General features: G+C 60.8%; 14 protein-coding genes and 1 pseudogene. 7 read left to right on the forward strand and 8 right to left on the reverse strand.

Features of this window, described 5'->3' with window-relative positions:
- Nucleotides 1-48: 48 nt before the first annotated feature.
- The gene (locus tag HAP41_RS09880) at nt 49-729 is read left to right on the forward strand and encodes an NAD(P)-binding protein (RefSeq protein ID WP_166102995.1); all 681 of its coding nucleotides are present in this window, start codon (nt 49-51) and stop codon (nt 727-729) included.
- 41 nt (nt 730-770) lie between these two features.
- Nucleotides 771-1,193 carry an IS66-like element accessory protein TnpA gene (gene tnpA / locus HAP41_RS09885; RefSeq protein ID WP_166055731.1) on the forward strand — a complete coding sequence of 141 codons (423 nt, stop codon included), beginning with the start codon at nt 771-773 and terminating at the stop codon, nt 1,191-1,193.
- 89 nt (nt 1,194-1,282) lie between these two features.
- Here the strand turns inward: tnpA (HAP41_RS09885) and HAP41_RS09890 are convergent, their stop codons facing one another.
- From HAP41_RS09890 to tnpB (HAP41_RS09900), 3 genes are read right to left on the reverse strand one after another with little or no spacing between them, the layout of a single operon-like run.
- Nucleotides 1,283-1,885, reverse strand: a complete 603-nt coding sequence (locus HAP41_RS09890) for a plasmid pRiA4b ORF-3 family protein (RefSeq protein WP_166055583.1) — start codon at nt 1,883-1,885, stop codon at nt 1,283-1,285.
- Nucleotides 1,882-3,447: an IS66 family transposase gene (gene tnpC, locus HAP41_RS09895; RefSeq protein ID WP_166055670.1), complete on the reverse strand. Its 1,566-nt coding sequence runs from the start codon at nt 3,445-3,447 to the stop codon at nt 1,882-1,884. The genes HAP41_RS09890 and tnpC (HAP41_RS09895) overlap by 4 nt, the downstream gene beginning before the upstream one ends.
- A 51-nt stretch (nt 3,448-3,498) precedes the next feature.
- The gene (gene tnpB / locus HAP41_RS09900) at nt 3,499-3,777 is read right to left on the reverse strand and encodes an IS66 family insertion sequence element accessory protein TnpB (protein WP_166102990.1); all 279 of its coding nucleotides are present in this window, start codon (nt 3,775-3,777) and stop codon (nt 3,499-3,501) included.
- 116 nt (nt 3,778-3,893) lie between these two features.
- On the opposite strand from tnpB (HAP41_RS09900), the gene tnpA (HAP41_RS09905) reads away from it, so the two are divergent.
- Genes tnpA (HAP41_RS09905) through HAP41_RS09920 form a run of 4 tightly spaced genes read left to right on the forward strand, consistent with a single transcriptional unit; the run spans nt 3,894 to nt 6,879 of the window.
- A complete protein-coding gene (gene tnpA, locus HAP41_RS09905; RefSeq protein WP_166055731.1) occupies nt 3,894-4,316 on the forward strand; it encodes an IS66-like element accessory protein TnpA in 423 nt (140 codons plus the stop codon).
- On the forward strand, nt 4,310-4,663 hold the full coding sequence (gene tnpB / locus HAP41_RS09910; protein ID WP_166065968.1) for an IS66 family insertion sequence element accessory protein TnpB: 354 nt from the start codon (nt 4,310-4,312) through the stop codon (nt 4,661-4,663). Before tnpA (HAP41_RS09905) ends, tnpB (HAP41_RS09910) begins: the two co-directional genes overlap by 7 nt.
- 51 nt (nt 4,664-4,714) lie before the next feature.
- Nucleotides 4,715-6,280, forward strand: coding sequence for an IS66 family transposase (gene tnpC / locus HAP41_RS09915; RefSeq protein ID WP_166055670.1), 1,566 nt, complete (start codon nt 4,715-4,717; stop codon nt 6,278-6,280).
- Entirely contained in the window at nt 6,277-6,879 is a 603-nt protein-coding gene (locus tag HAP41_RS09920) for a plasmid pRiA4b ORF-3 family protein (protein ID WP_166055583.1), read from the forward strand. The genes tnpC (HAP41_RS09915) and HAP41_RS09920 overlap by 4 nt, the downstream gene beginning before the upstream one ends.
- A gap of 3 nt (nt 6,880-6,882) precedes the next feature.
- Here the strand turns inward: HAP41_RS09920 and HAP41_RS09925 are convergent, their stop codons facing one another.
- The 4 genes from HAP41_RS09925 to HAP41_RS09940 all read right to left on the reverse strand — a co-directional run bounded on the left by HAP41_RS09925 (nt 6,883) and on the right by HAP41_RS09940 (nt 10,384).
- Nucleotides 6,883-7,299 (reverse strand): AAA family ATPase, encoded by a 417-nt coding sequence (locus HAP41_RS09925; protein ID WP_166102982.1) that lies wholly within the window; start codon nt 7,297-7,299, stop codon nt 6,883-6,885.
- A complete protein-coding gene (locus HAP41_RS09930; RefSeq protein WP_166102979.1) occupies nt 7,296-7,598 on the reverse strand; it encodes a hypothetical protein in 303 nt (100 codons plus the stop codon). The genes HAP41_RS09925 and HAP41_RS09930 overlap by 4 nt, the downstream gene beginning before the upstream one ends.
- A gap of 201 nt (nt 7,599-7,799) precedes the next feature.
- On the reverse strand, nt 7,800-8,315 hold the full coding sequence (locus HAP41_RS09935; RefSeq protein ID WP_248577192.1) for a hypothetical protein: 516 nt from the start codon (nt 8,313-8,315) through the stop codon (nt 7,800-7,802).
- Nucleotides 8,316-8,581: 266 nt separating this feature from the next.
- Nucleotides 8,582-10,384, reverse strand: a complete 1,803-nt coding sequence (locus tag HAP41_RS09940; protein ID WP_166102974.1) for a flavin-containing monooxygenase — start codon at nt 10,382-10,384, stop codon at nt 8,582-8,584.
- A gap of 374 nt (nt 10,385-10,758) precedes the next feature.
- On the opposite strand from HAP41_RS09940, the gene HAP41_RS09945 reads away from it, so the two are divergent.
- Nucleotides 10,759-11,136 carry a hypothetical protein gene (locus tag HAP41_RS09945; RefSeq protein ID WP_166102969.1) on the forward strand — a complete coding sequence of 126 codons (378 nt, stop codon included), beginning with the start codon at nt 10,759-10,761 and terminating at the stop codon, nt 11,134-11,136.
- Between the two features lie 442 nt (nt 11,137-11,578).
- Here HAP41_RS09945 and HAP41_RS09950 read toward each other — a convergent pair.
- Nucleotides 11,579-12,414: pseudogene (locus tag HAP41_RS09950) on the reverse strand (IS5 family transposase).
- Nucleotides 12,415-12,602: the final 188 nt, after the last annotated feature.

The following is a 12,602-nucleotide window of genomic DNA, read 5'->3' on the forward strand; positions in this document are numbered from 1 at the left end:
TCATCCGCTTGTGCAGCAACCCCGGACCTCGCGTTCAGGAGCAGCGGCATGAAATTTAATGACGAAAGACAGCGGCAGCGCCGGGCATACGCGCGGTTGGTCCGGGCCGAACACAGCCGCAAGTTCGGAAAGAGCTTTTGCGAACTCACCCTGCGGGCCGCGGACGGCGCGACATCTCACATATATTCCGCGACCTTTTTTTCCCGATACAACATCTCGATTCCGGATCAGCAGTACCGGTCTCTGCGACTCTGTCACGCCTTGTGCGCCACAGGAACTGTCACGCATGACAAGAAGGTGGCCATCGTGGGAGCCGGCATCTCCGGGATGACGTGCGCTGTGGCGCTGTCTGCCCGAAGCGATTGCATCGTTCATATATTCGAATCGGACCATCTTCTGCTGCGCCGCTTCCGGGAAGCGCCATTCCGATATCTGCACCCGGACCTGAATCAATGGGCAGTCGAAAGCCCTATCAATCGGTATAATCCGACCAGGCGCACTCTGTTTCCCTTCATGAATTGGTCGGGCGGCTACGCCCCCATTGTTGCCGAGCAACTCGCCGGCGCTTTTCATCACTATAGATCCTGCCTGGGGATCGCTCTCTGTTTAGATCAGCCTGCGTTCCAGGTGTTTGGACGAGGCGGCAAGCCGATGCTTGTTCTGGACTCACCATCGTTTCAGGGTAAGCGTAGCGCCGAGGCCCGTCTGATTGTTTGTGCGGAGTCTTGAGAGCACCGTTAGAAGAGTCATCTTCTGGAAGGGTGCTCACAATGGACGACCATTCTGACGACATAAGACGACCGTTGTCACCGCGTATTGAAGTGTTCGCTGGCGCAGGTCGAAAGCGCTGGCCGGATGATTTGAAGGCGCAGATTGCGGCGGAAAGCCTCGAACCGGGGGCGGTTGTAACAGACGTCGCTCGTCGCCATGGCTGCCGGCCCCAGCAGGTGCATGATTGGCGGCGCCGGGCGCGTTTGGGCCAGTTGGTATTGCCGGCGTCGGCGGACACGCTGTCGTTCGTGCCGGTGGTGTCGGAATTAGCGTTGCCTGCGGCCGCAGAGCCCTCCGGTTCGCCGGAAGCAGCCATTGTTACGGTTGAGTTCCAGGGCGCGCGCGTGGAGGTGCGCGGGGCGCCTGGCCTTGCTGCGTTGAGCGATGTGTTCATTGCGCTGCGACGGACACGTTCATGCTGACGATGCCGGCGAGCCTCATGATCTACGTGGCGACGCAACCTGTGGACTGTAAGCGTAGCTCTGCGGCCCTTTTGAATGGCGCTTGACGCCTATTTTGTTCGCGTGGCGCGTCGCCGCGGCTTCCTTGTGTCGGACAACGCGTTGACGGCGGCTTCGAGTGCCTTCCGGTCGACGACGTTGGGATCGAACCGCTCCGGGCCCCAGAGGCGCATGTGTCCGTGCTCGGGATGGGCGGGGTCGCTGATGGCGGCGAGGTATTCGGCATAGCCTGGCGCACCGCCGACGTCTTCCGGAGGACAACGACCGGCGGCCTCGAGCAGGAAGGGAAGCCCCTCCGTCGTGGTGTTCTCGAACCATTTTTCGAGCTTGATCACATGGTCCCAGCTGTCGCCGAAGTCATAGAGATAGTGGATCGTCTTGGCGCCGGTCTCGCGAACGATATCGCACAGCCGCGCTTTGCGGGCATCCATGGGCTGGTGACCGTAATCATTGTCGGGGTCGGGAATCCCCCAATGTGCCTCACCAGCAAAGAACTCGAAGAGGTGACTGTTCGTCCAGCCGAATGCCTCCTGAAGCGTCAGATGCAGCCGATCAAGGCGCAGGGTGACGGGTACGACAAGGCGACGCATCACCTCCGGCTTCACATCCTTGAGGGTCACCTTGATCCGGACCGCGGTCGTGTTCAGGCTCATGCCGCCAGCCTCGGATCGCGTGTATGCATCGTATAGGTCGACGCCCAGGGAAGCAGTTCGTCCAGTCGCGCTGCAGGCCAACCATTGACGAGCTTGGCGAGAACGTCAGCGAGCCAGTGCTCGGCACTGACGCCATTGAGCTTACAGGTCTCAATGAGCGAAGCCAGCAATGCCCAATTCCCGGCGCCTTCGTCGCAACCGGCAAAAAGAGAGTTCTTGGCGTTGAGCTTGATCGGTCGCATCGCACGCTCGACAGCATTCGTGTCCATTTCGATGCGCCCATCATCAAGATAGAGCGTCAGGCCGTCCCAATGACGTAGTGCATAGCGCAAAGCCTTCGCCGTGTCGCTCTTCTGCGCAAGGTGATCGAGCTTGGCCTCAAACCACTGCTTCAAGGCTGCAACCAGAGGCCGGGTATGCGCTTGTCGGCCAGCACGGCGCTCGTCCGCAGATCGGCCGCGGAGGGCCTTCTCGACCGCGTAAAGCTGGGCGATGCGCTCAAGAGCCTCGCGGGCAACCGGAGCTGGCGCAGGCGCAGCCTCCCGCTCGATCTTCACAAACTGGCGCCGCAGATGCGACCAGCAGAAGGCGAGCGTCCCGGACAGGGCGTCCGCACGCGTCTCTCGGGTCATGGTCTTGTAAGCCTGATAGCCGTCGCAGTGGATGATGCCGCGATAGCCCTCCAGCAGCCGCAAGCCATGAACGGCGCCGCGGCCCGGTGCATAGGCATAGACTACCCCAGGCGGATCAGGTCCGGCCCAAGGCCTGTCATCGCGTGACAGCGCCCAGAAGTAGCCGGTTTTTGTTCTGCCGCGCCCCGGATCCAGCACCGGCGCCGGGGTCTCATCGACACAGAGCTTCGAGGAGGCGAGCAGAAGCTGGCGCAGACGATGCCACACGGGCTTCAATTCCTGGGCGGCATAGCCGACCCAGAAGGCGAGCGTGGAACGATCCAGCGCTATTCCGTGCGTCGCCAGCATCTGCGCCTGGCGGTAAAGCGGCAAATGCCAGTGATACTTGGCATCGATCACATGCGCGACCAGCCGCTCGGTGGGCAATCCTCCCCTGATCAATCGCTCGGGAGCCGCGTGCTGCAGGACGACGCCATGACAGGCGCGGCAGGCCAGCTTGGGACGGCGGGTGATGATGACGCGATACTGCGCCGGAACGACGTCGAGCCTCTGGCTCTCATCCTGACCAATCTCGAAGAGGTTGCCCTTACAAGACGGGCAGCAGCTCTCGGCCGGCATCATAGTCTCGATGACGCGCGGCAAATGCTCCGGCAGCTGACCACGGTTGGCTCTGCGCGCGGCAGCTCTCTTCTCGCCTGTTTTGGGATTGGCACGATTCTCGGCGGCTTCGAGAGCCGCAACGGCCTGATCGATATCCTCCAGAACAAGCTGCAGCTGATCAGCGTCCAGCTTTTCCGAGGACCGACCGAACTGCGCATCTTTCGCAAGCTTGAGCAACCGCTCGAGCCGGGCGCAGCGATCCAGCAGAGCCGCGGCAAAGGCACGCAACTCGGCTGGATCGCTCGGTAGCTCATCAGGCAAATCACTCATTGGCCCGAGCTTGCCATGCTTCGCGTCACGATGCAGCGATGATTTGCATTTTTACGCAAGCGCTTTCGGCTGCGGGATCCGAGGCGCGTGCATGCGCGTCCAATCCATGCCGGCCAGCAGTGCTGACAGCTGGGCCCCATTCATCCGCATCACACCGGCCACGATGGGTGGCCATTTGAAGCCGCTGCCATCGAGCCGCTTCCAGTACATCACAAGGCCGCTGCCATCCCAGACGACGATCTTCACCCGATCGGCGCGCTTCGCACGGAACACCACCGCCACGCCCTTCATCGGGTCATGGCCCAGCGTATCCTTCGCCAGCAGCGCCAAGCCCTCTGCACCCTTCCTGAAGTCCACAGTAAGCGTAGCGCCGAGGCCCGTCTGATTGTTTGTGCGGAGTCTTGAGAGCACCGTTAGAAGAGTCATCTTCTGGAAGGGTGCTCACAATGGACGACCATTCTGACGACATAAGACGACCGTTGTCACCGCGTATTGAAGTGTTCGCTGGCGCAGGTCGAAAGCGCTGGCCGGATGATTTGAAGGCGCAGATTGCGGCGGAAAGCCTCGAACCGGGGGCGGTTGTAACAGACGTCGCTCGTCGCCATGGCTGCCGGCCCCAGCAGGTGCATGATTGGCGGCGCCGGGCGCGTTTGGGCCAGTTGGTATTGCCGGCGTCGGCGGACACGCTGTCGTTCGTGCCGGTGGTGTCGGAATTAGCGTTGCCTGCGGCCGCAGAGCCCTCCGGTTCGCCGGAAGCAGCCATTGTTACGGTTGAGTTCCAGGGCGCGCGCGTGGAGGTGCGCGGGGCGCCTGGCCTTGCTGCGTTGAGCGATGTGTTCATTGCGCTGCGACGGACACGTTCATGCTGACGATGCCGGCGAGCCTCATGATCTACGTGGCGACGCAACCTGTGGACTTCAGGAAGGGTGCAGAGGGCTTGGCGCTGCTGGCGAAGGATACGCTGGGCCATGACCCGATGAAGGGCGTGGCGGTGGTGTTCCGTGCGAAGCGCGCCGATCGGGTGAAGATCGTCGTCTGGGATGGCAGCGGCCTTGTGATGTACTGGAAGCGGCTCGATGGCAGCGGCTTCAAATGGCCACCCATCGTGGCCGGTGTGATGCGGATGAATGGGGCCCAGCTGTCAGCACTGCTGGCCGGCATGGATTGGACGCGCATGCACGCGCCTCGGATCCCGCAGCCGAAAGCGCTTGCGTAAAAATGCAAATCATCGCTGCATCGTGACGCGAAGCATGGCAAGCTCGGGCCAATGAGTGATTTGCCTGATGAGCTACCGAGCGATCCAGCCGAGTTGCGTGCCTTTGCCGCGGCTCTGCTGGATCGCTGCGCCCGGCTCGAGCGGTTGCTCAAGCTTGCGAAAGATGCGCAGTTCGGTCGGTCCTCGGAAAAGCTGGACGCTGATCAGCTGCAGCTTGTTCTGGAGGATATCGATCAGGCCGTTGCGGCTCTCGAAGCCGCCGAGAATCGTGCCAATCCCAAAACAGGCGAGAAGAGAGCTGCCGCGCGCAGAGCCAACCGTGGTCAGCTGCCGGAGCATTTGCCGCGCGTCATCGAGACTATGATGCCGGCCGAGAGCTGCTGCCCGTCTTGTAAGGGCAACCTCTTCGAGATTGGTCAGGATGAGAGCCAGAGGCTCGACGTCGTTCCGGCGCAGTATCGCGTCATCATCACCCGCCGTCCCAAGCTGGCCTGCCGCGCCTGTCATGGCGTCGTCCTGCAGCACGCGGCTCCCGAGCGATTGATCAGGGGAGGATTGCCCACCGAGCGGCTGGTCGCGCATGTGATCGATGCCAAGTATCACTGGCATTTGCCGCTTTACCGCCAGGCGCAGATGCTGGCGACGCACGGAATAGCGCTGGATCGTTCCACGCTCGCCTTCTGGGTCGGCTATGCCGCCCAGGAATTGAAGCCCGTGTGGCATCGTCTGCGCCAGCTTCTGCTCGCCTCCTCGAAGCTCTGTGTCGATGAGACCCCGGCGCCGGTGCTGGATCCGGGGCGCGGCAGAACAAAAACCGGCTACTTCTGGGCGCTGTCACGCGATGACAGGCCTTGGGCCGGACCTGATCCGCCTGGGGTAGTCTATGCCTATGCACCGGGCCGCGGCGCCGTTCATGGCTTGCGGCTGCTGGAGGGCTATCGCGGCATCATCCACTGCGACGGCTATCAGGCTTACAAGACCATGACCCGAGAGACGCGTGCGGACGCCCTGTCCGGGACGCTCGCCTTCTGCTGGTCGCATCTGCGGCGCCAGTTTGTGAAGATCGAGCGGGAGGCTGCGCCTGCGCCAGCTCCGGTTGCCCGCGAGGCTCTTGAGCGCATCGCCCAGCTTTACGCGGTCGAGAAGGCCCTCCGCGGCCGATCTGCGGACGAGCGCCGTGCTGGCCGACAAGCGCATACCCGGCCTCTGGTTGCAGCCTTGAAGCAGTGGTTTGAGGCCAAGCTCGATCACCTTGCGCAGAAGAGCGACACGGCGAAGGCTTTGCGCTATGCACTACGTCATTGGGACGGCCTGACGCTCTATCTTGATGATGGGCGCATCGAAATGGACACGAATGCTGTCGAGCGTGCGATGCGACCGATCAAGCTCAACGCCAAGAACTCTCTTTTTGCCGGTTGCGACGAAGGCGCCGGGAATTGGGCATTGCTGGCTTCGCTCATTGAGACCTGTAAGCTCAATGGCGTCAGTGCCGAGCACTGGCTCGCTGACGTTCTCGCCAAGCTCGTCAATGGTTGGCCTGCAGCGCGACTGGACGAACTGCTTCCCTGGGCGTCGACCTATACGATGCATACACGCGATCCGAGGCTGGCGGCATGAGCCTGAACACGACCGCGGTCCGGATCAAGGTGACCCTCAAGGATGTGAAGCCGGAGGTGATGCGTCGCCTTGTCGTACCCGTCACCCTGCGCCTTGATCGGCTGCATCTGACGCTTCAGGAGGCATTCGGCTGGACGAACAGTCACCTCTTCGAGTTCTTTGCTGGTGAGGCACATTGGGGGATTCCCGACCCCGACAATGATTACGGTCACCAGCCCATGGATGCCCGCAAAGCGCGGCTGTGCGATATCGTTCGCGAGACCGGCGCCAAGACGATCCACTATCTCTATGACTTCGGCGACAGCTGGGACCATGTGATCAAGCTCGAAAAATGGTTCGAGAACACCACGACGGAGGGGCTTCCCTTCCTGCTCGAGGCCGCCGGTCGTTGTCCTCCGGAAGACGTCGGCGGTGCGCCAGGCTATGCCGAATACCTCGCCGCCATCAGCGACCCCGCCCATCCCGAGCACGGACACATGCGCCTCTGGGGCCCGGAGCGGTTCGATCCCAACGTCGTCGACCGGAAGGCACTCGAAGCCGCCGTCAACGCGTTGTCCGACACAAGGAAGCCGCGGCGACGCGCCACGCGAACAAAATAGGCGTCAAGCGCCATTCAAAAGGGCCGCAGAGCTACGCTTACGGTCTAACCCTGCCATGGGTATCACCTGCACCCCTTCAAGGTCGCGCAACTGGTGGCCGCTCTGAGCGATGATAGCGGCGAAACGGCGGTGCAATTCGTCGGCCTCATCTTCGGCAGTGTAGAGCAAGGTGGGACCGGGCTTTTCCACCGATCTGCCGAACCAATCGAGCTTCAGGGCGGTTGCCGCAATCAACTGCATCGCGGTCAGGGTTTTGCCGGTGCCACCGTCGCCGTAGTAGAGCGTGACCACCCGCATGGGGACTAGACCATCAACCAGCCAGTCGCGGGTCGGTACCGGCTTGTCCTGCCAGTCGCGAGGGTCGATCACCGGCAAGGGGTTGCGGGTGAGTTCAGCGGTAAGGAATTGGTCCCAATTCATTGCGGAGCACCGATCAGGCGTTGCGCGTATGCATCGAAGCTATCAAGACCCGGCCGGATGCCAACCGCGCGGCTGGTATCGGACAGGACATCATTCCAGCGCTCGCGATCGTCGAAATGGGGAGCGAGGGCGGCGCAGTGTTCGCCTGACAGGGAGACCTGTCCCGCTAGATCGCCAAGCCGCTCAGCGGCTGCAAGGTTGCGGGGATCGTTAGGAAAGCGTTGGGCGACGGCTCGGCGCCAACGCGCGGTTCTCTTGAGGCTGGCGAAAATCGCCGCCTCGATTTCGGTTCTAGTCATTGTTTCCGTTGAAATGAGCCGGAAGCACCCGGCCGGTGGCGCACGAAAAGAAAAACCCGCCGTGCGCGGCGGGTTTGGGGTTAGACAGAGGTCGGCATCAGGTATTCAGCGATACCGCTTCGATCCGAGACCGGGTCCACGTCCCAAGATCAACGATTCCAGTGGGATTTTGTCGGCTATCGCGACCAAGACGCCCTCCCGCTACCATCTTTCCCCACACCCCTTTGACTTGGTTTGGGAAAGCTTTTCCCCCAACAGGGCGTTTAACCGGCCTAATATCTCCACCGTTACGCCACCGATGCGTGATGGATCTCGGAACACGGTGACAGTGTCGATCAGGTCTCTGATGGCTTCGGCGGCCTCTCCGTCGCCCGAACTGATACCCTTCGTTAGCGCCTCCTCGAGCCGACCTAGCTGTTCTTCATATCGCTTGAGAATAGTTGGATGCAGCGCGACCTCTTTTGCGGCCGGCGGTTCACTCCGCAACTCTTCAGATATTCGCTCGCGTTCGGCGCCGAGGGCGGTCGATCGCGGACCGAGAATGGATGGATCGCCGTGCCCTTTTGCGATCGCATCCACCAGTCGTTCGATTTCTCGATTCAACTGTCTAAGCTGTTGTTCGAGGCGCTGCCTTTTTCCATTCGATGTGATTGCGAGGCGCTTTCGCTCTTCGAGATAAGTACGCACGTACTCCGCAATAACTTTCGGCGCGCTCAATTCAGCCCGCAAACCACTGAGAACTGCGCTCTCAACCGTGTCTAAATAGAAGGTCCAATTCCACTGGCGAGGGGAATTCTCTAGAACCGGTGACCTCCCTGTCACCAGCTTTGATGACACCCGGAGAGTGCAGAGGCACTTGGCCTAACCATTCCCGAGCCCTTTCTGCTGCGCGCTGACAAGGCGGCCATTGCGCTGGCGAGTGCGGAGACCCGGAAATGGCATGGGGCTCGCAATCCGCGAGCCCCGCTGTGCGCTCGGCAATTTCAGGCCTTGTGATGGACAGTCTGCAGGCCGTAGACCGGCGTCGGGATGCTCTCGTAGCGCGCCTTCAACTGCAGGGAAAGGAATTGCGAGTAATGTCGCGACTGATGCAGATTGCCGCCGTGGAACCATAGGCCTTCCTGCTGCGTCGGCTTCCACATGTTGCGCTGCTCACCTTCCCATGGGCCGGGGTCCTTTGTCGTATTCGAGCCGAGGCCCCAGACCTTGCCGACTTTGTCGGCCATTTCCGGACTCACGAGATCGGCGACAAAGCCGTTCATCGAGCTGTAGCCGGTGGCATAGACGATCACGTCCGCCGGCAATTCCTTGCCGTTGTCGAGCTTGACGCCGTTGGGCGTGATTTCCTCGACCTGTCCAGCGAACAGTTTGATTTTGCCGTCAATGATAAGCTGTGAGGCGCCGACGTCGATGTAATAGCCCGAGCCGCGGCGCAGATATTTCATGAATAGCCCGGAATCGTCGTCACCGAAGTCGAGCCTGAAGCCGGCCTTCTCCAGCCCGGCATAGAAAGCGGCGTCGTCCTGACGGATCTTGTCGTAGACCGGCTTTTGAAACTGATTCAAGATCCGGTAGGGCAGTGAAGCGAAGATCAGATCGGCCTTTGCCGTCGTCATTCCGCCGCGGACGGCGCGTTCGGAGTAAAGATCGCCGATACTCTCCATCAGCGAATCCGAGCGCACAATGTGCGTCGTTGAACGCTGCACCATCGTTACGTCGACGCCGGCCTCGTACAGCGCAGCGCAGATGTCATGGGCCGAATTGTTCGAGCCGATCACCGCCACCTTCTTGTTCTTGCCTTTGTAGCCGCCGGAGCCGGGATGGCGTGAGGAATGGTGTTGCTCGCCCTTGAACGTTTCCATGCCTTTGATTTTCGGCATGTTCGGCTTGGCCGACATGCCGGTCGCGAACACAAGCTGCCTGGGCCGCAGAGTAATCTCCTTGCCATCGCGTTCGACGATGACGGTCCATTCCTTCTTGGTGTCGTCCCAACTGGCGTGTTTGGCCGTGGTGTTCGACCAGTAGTTCAGCTCCATGACCTTGGTGTACATTTCCAGCCAGTCGCCGATTTTGTCCTTGGGCGAGAACACAGGCCAGTTCTTGGGGAAATCGATGTAGGGCAAGTGATCGTACCAGACGGGGTCGTGCAGGCAGAGCGACTTGTAGCGGTTGCGCCAGGAATCGCCGGCGCGTGCGTTCTTTTCGACGATGATCGTCGGCACACCGAGTTGGCGCAGCCGGGCCCCGAGCGCAATGCCTCCCTGTCCGCCGCCGATGACAAGCACGTAGGGCTGGCTCTTGAAACCAAGTTGCTCGACTTCCTCGTCACGCAGTTCCTTCCAGGTCTTGGCGCCGGGATTGACGCCATGCCTGGCGCCGAGCGGTCGGCTGAAGCCAGCCTTTTCCTCATGGGCCTTCAGTTCGGCCATGGTTGTCAAGAGCGTCCAGATCTGACCATTCTGCAGGCGGATGAGTCCATATCCGCGCGCGACCTCGGTTTCGAACGTGATCCAAGATTCGGTCACGCCGCCGGCCTCGGTTGGCGTTTCACCCTCGGCGATTTTCCAGTTGCGCGGCTTCACATGCGCGAGGCAATGCGCGAGCATGTCGCGGACCTGATCGCGGCCTTCCATGGTCTTGATGTTCCAGGTGAAGGTAACGAGGTCGCGCCAGTAGCATTCCGGAGCGAACATTCCTACGGCGGCGTCGAGATCGCCCGCCGCAAGCGCGGCTTCAAACTTGTCGAGGAAAACCTGGACGCGCGCGCTAAGCGTGGTGTCGAGCATCACTTCCTCCCGGGTGTTGTTTGCAATTTTTCTACGCAGGCAGCGTAACCTTACCCCAACCATCGCGGGAATCCAGACTCGCGCGGCAGGGTTCCCGGTCGGCTTCAGCGCCTCTCAGCGCTCGCCTGCAACAACGCCGCTTCGCCCACCGACGATGGGGTAGACTAAGAGCTCTATTTGCTGCGGTGCATGCGTCCGGAATTTGGCCCGCAGGCTCCTGTAACGGAGGGGCGGAGCATGTCCGCTCTACCCCGGACAGCTCACGACCGCCATGATTCGGCGGACTGCAACCCGATGCCAGTCCCCCACTGAAATCAACGAAACTACTGCTCACCGATTCGCGCTAAGCTGCGGCATGATCCGGGAGATCAACGATGCGATTGTCTAGCCTTGCCACTCTGGCGCTTGTCGCGGGAGCTTCCAGCCCAACTTATGTTTCTATCGTCCTGGCGGCTTCGGAATGTTCCAGATCAATGGAATTGGCGGATTGGGGCGAGAACTCGACCGGCGACATCAGCGTCGCGTCTGGGGACAGTTGCATCTTCCCGATCACGTTGCGCGGCGCGGCGAGTAGCTCGGAAATCTCGCAAAAGCCAGCACACGGCAAACTGAAGAAGCTCGACGTTGCGACTTACGAGTACAGGACGAAGGCGAGATACAAAGGAAGTGACACCTTTGCCATCAAAGCAACCGGCAAGGGGCCGAAGGCTTCTGGCACATCGGTCATCACAGTGCACGCGACGATCAAGTAGGCGGGTCGAGCATTGGCGTGACGCCGAGTTGATGCGCGTCGCGTGAGGGCAGGGAGCAATAAGCGTGCCTCAACCCGTCCGAGACGCTCCCAGAACAGCACCCGGTGGCGGATCGTGATCAGGGCCTGGTTGAGAACGTAAGCCAACAGCATCGGCGGAAGTGATTTGAAGGCAGGATCCGGAGTGGCCTCAATGCGATTGCGGTCTCGCGGGGGATGCTCCATCCGCAACTCCGCGAGCTGCTTAAGCGGGTTGGGCCCAGACGCAAACTTGGTTTTGTCGGTATTGCAGCTAAGCTGCTCTCCGCTATGCCCAGAAAGACCCAGCCTCGGAGAGTTGGTTTTCGTTTAGCCAGAGGAGTGCCTGACGAAGACTCAATGGGACCAGTCGCTCCCTACCAAGAGGCGGTGGGGCTCCATCTGTTAGAGTCTGTCCGGAAAGATTACCTTGGATTGCATAGCTTTCGCAGCATGAGTCGGATGGAGGCCAGCTTGAGAAAGGCGAGCGCCCTGTGATTGAAGCATTCCCAATCTTTGGACAGTCTTCGGCATCGCCCGAGCCAGGCAAAGGTACGCTCGACGATCCAGCGTTTGGGCAAGACGACGAAACGGTGAGCCTGATCGGAGCGTTTGACGATTTCGAGGTTCACGCGCTTCAGAGCGCTACGCAGCCCCTTCTGGAAATGTGGCCCTTGATATCCGCCGTCGGCGTAGAGCTTCAGAAGAAAGGGATAGAGGCCGAACAACGTTGCCATCAGGAGCACGCCGCCGTCGCGATCCTGGATGTCCGCCGCATGCACGATGGCGTGCATCAAGAGGCCTTGCGTGTCGACGAGAATGTGCCGCTTCTTGCCCTTGATCTTCTTGCCCGCGTCGTAGCCATGGAGATCATGAGGCCCCCTTTTTCAGCGCTTTTCACGCTCTGGCTATCGATGATGGCGGCGGTGGGAGAAGCCTCGCGCTCGGCCCTTTCGCGACATTCGACATAGAGGGCGTGATGAATTTTATCGAGCGTGCCGTTCCAGCTCCACAGATCGAAGTAGCCATACAGCGTCGAGCGCGGCGGCAGGTCCTTGGGGATCGCGCGCCACTGGCAACCTGTGCTCAGGATGTACATCAGCCCGTTGGCAATCTCGCGCAGGTCCACCGTACGCTTGTTGCCGCCGCGCTTGGCCGGCGGGATGCGAGGCGCGATCAGCGCCCACTCCTCGTCGGTCAAGTCGCTCGGATAGCGCAGGCGGCTGCGGTCGTAGCGTGCACGGTTCTCGGTAGTCCACATTGGCGGCGCGTCCCCATCGAATCAGGCCGCTCACCTTGAATCACAACCGATTCATTCGACTCAACATGTTTTGGAACAGACACTTAGATAGAGCATAAAGCCGTCTTTGCTTCGGAAAAGTGCTTCTTTCGCCTCACAACATTCAAGGGACTCTACGTCAAGAGTAGGCAAGCTGCGCTGGACGATCA

This window comes from Bradyrhizobium barranii subsp. apii (assembly GCF_011516635.5).
Classification (GTDB): Bacteria; Pseudomonadota; Alphaproteobacteria; order Rhizobiales; family Xanthobacteraceae; genus Bradyrhizobium; species Bradyrhizobium barranii.

Bases quoted from the DNA above. Each gene is read 5' to 3' on its own strand.
- HAP41_RS09880 (WP_166102995.1), top strand. From the start codon at position 49: ATGAAATTTAATGACGAAAGACAGCGGCAGCGCCGGGCATACGCGCGG.
- tnpA (WP_166055731.1), top strand. From the start codon at position 771: ATGGACGACCATTCTGACGACATAAGACGACCGTTGTCACCGCGTATT.
- HAP41_RS09890 (WP_166055583.1), bottom strand. From the start codon at position 1,885: ATGAGCCTGAACACGACCGCGGTCCGGATCAAGGTGACCCTCAAGGAT.
- tnpC (WP_166055670.1), bottom strand. From the start codon at position 3,447: ATGAGTGATTTGCCTGATGAGCTACCGAGCGATCCAGCCGAGTTGCGT.
- tnpA (WP_166055731.1), top strand. From the start codon at position 3,894: ATGGACGACCATTCTGACGACATAAGACGACCGTTGTCACCGCGTATT.
- tnpB (WP_166065968.1), top strand. From the start codon at position 4,310: ATGCTGACGATGCCGGCGAGCCTCATGATCTACGTGGCGACGCAACCT.
- tnpC (WP_166055670.1), top strand. From the start codon at position 4,715: ATGAGTGATTTGCCTGATGAGCTACCGAGCGATCCAGCCGAGTTGCGT.
- HAP41_RS09920 (WP_166055583.1), top strand. From the start codon at position 6,277: ATGAGCCTGAACACGACCGCGGTCCGGATCAAGGTGACCCTCAAGGAT.
- HAP41_RS09925 (WP_166102982.1), bottom strand. From the start codon at position 7,299: ATGAATTGGGACCAATTCCTTACCGCTGAACTCACCCGCAACCCCTTG.
- HAP41_RS09930 (WP_166102979.1), bottom strand. From the start codon at position 7,598: ATGACTAGAACCGAAATCGAGGCGGCGATTTTCGCCAGCCTCAAGAGA.
- HAP41_RS09940 (WP_166102974.1), bottom strand. From the start codon at position 10,384: ATGCTCGACACCACGCTTAGCGCGCGCGTCCAGGTTTTCCTCGACAAG.
- HAP41_RS09945 (WP_166102969.1), top strand. From the start codon at position 10,759: ATGCGATTGTCTAGCCTTGCCACTCTGGCGCTTGTCGCGGGAGCTTCC.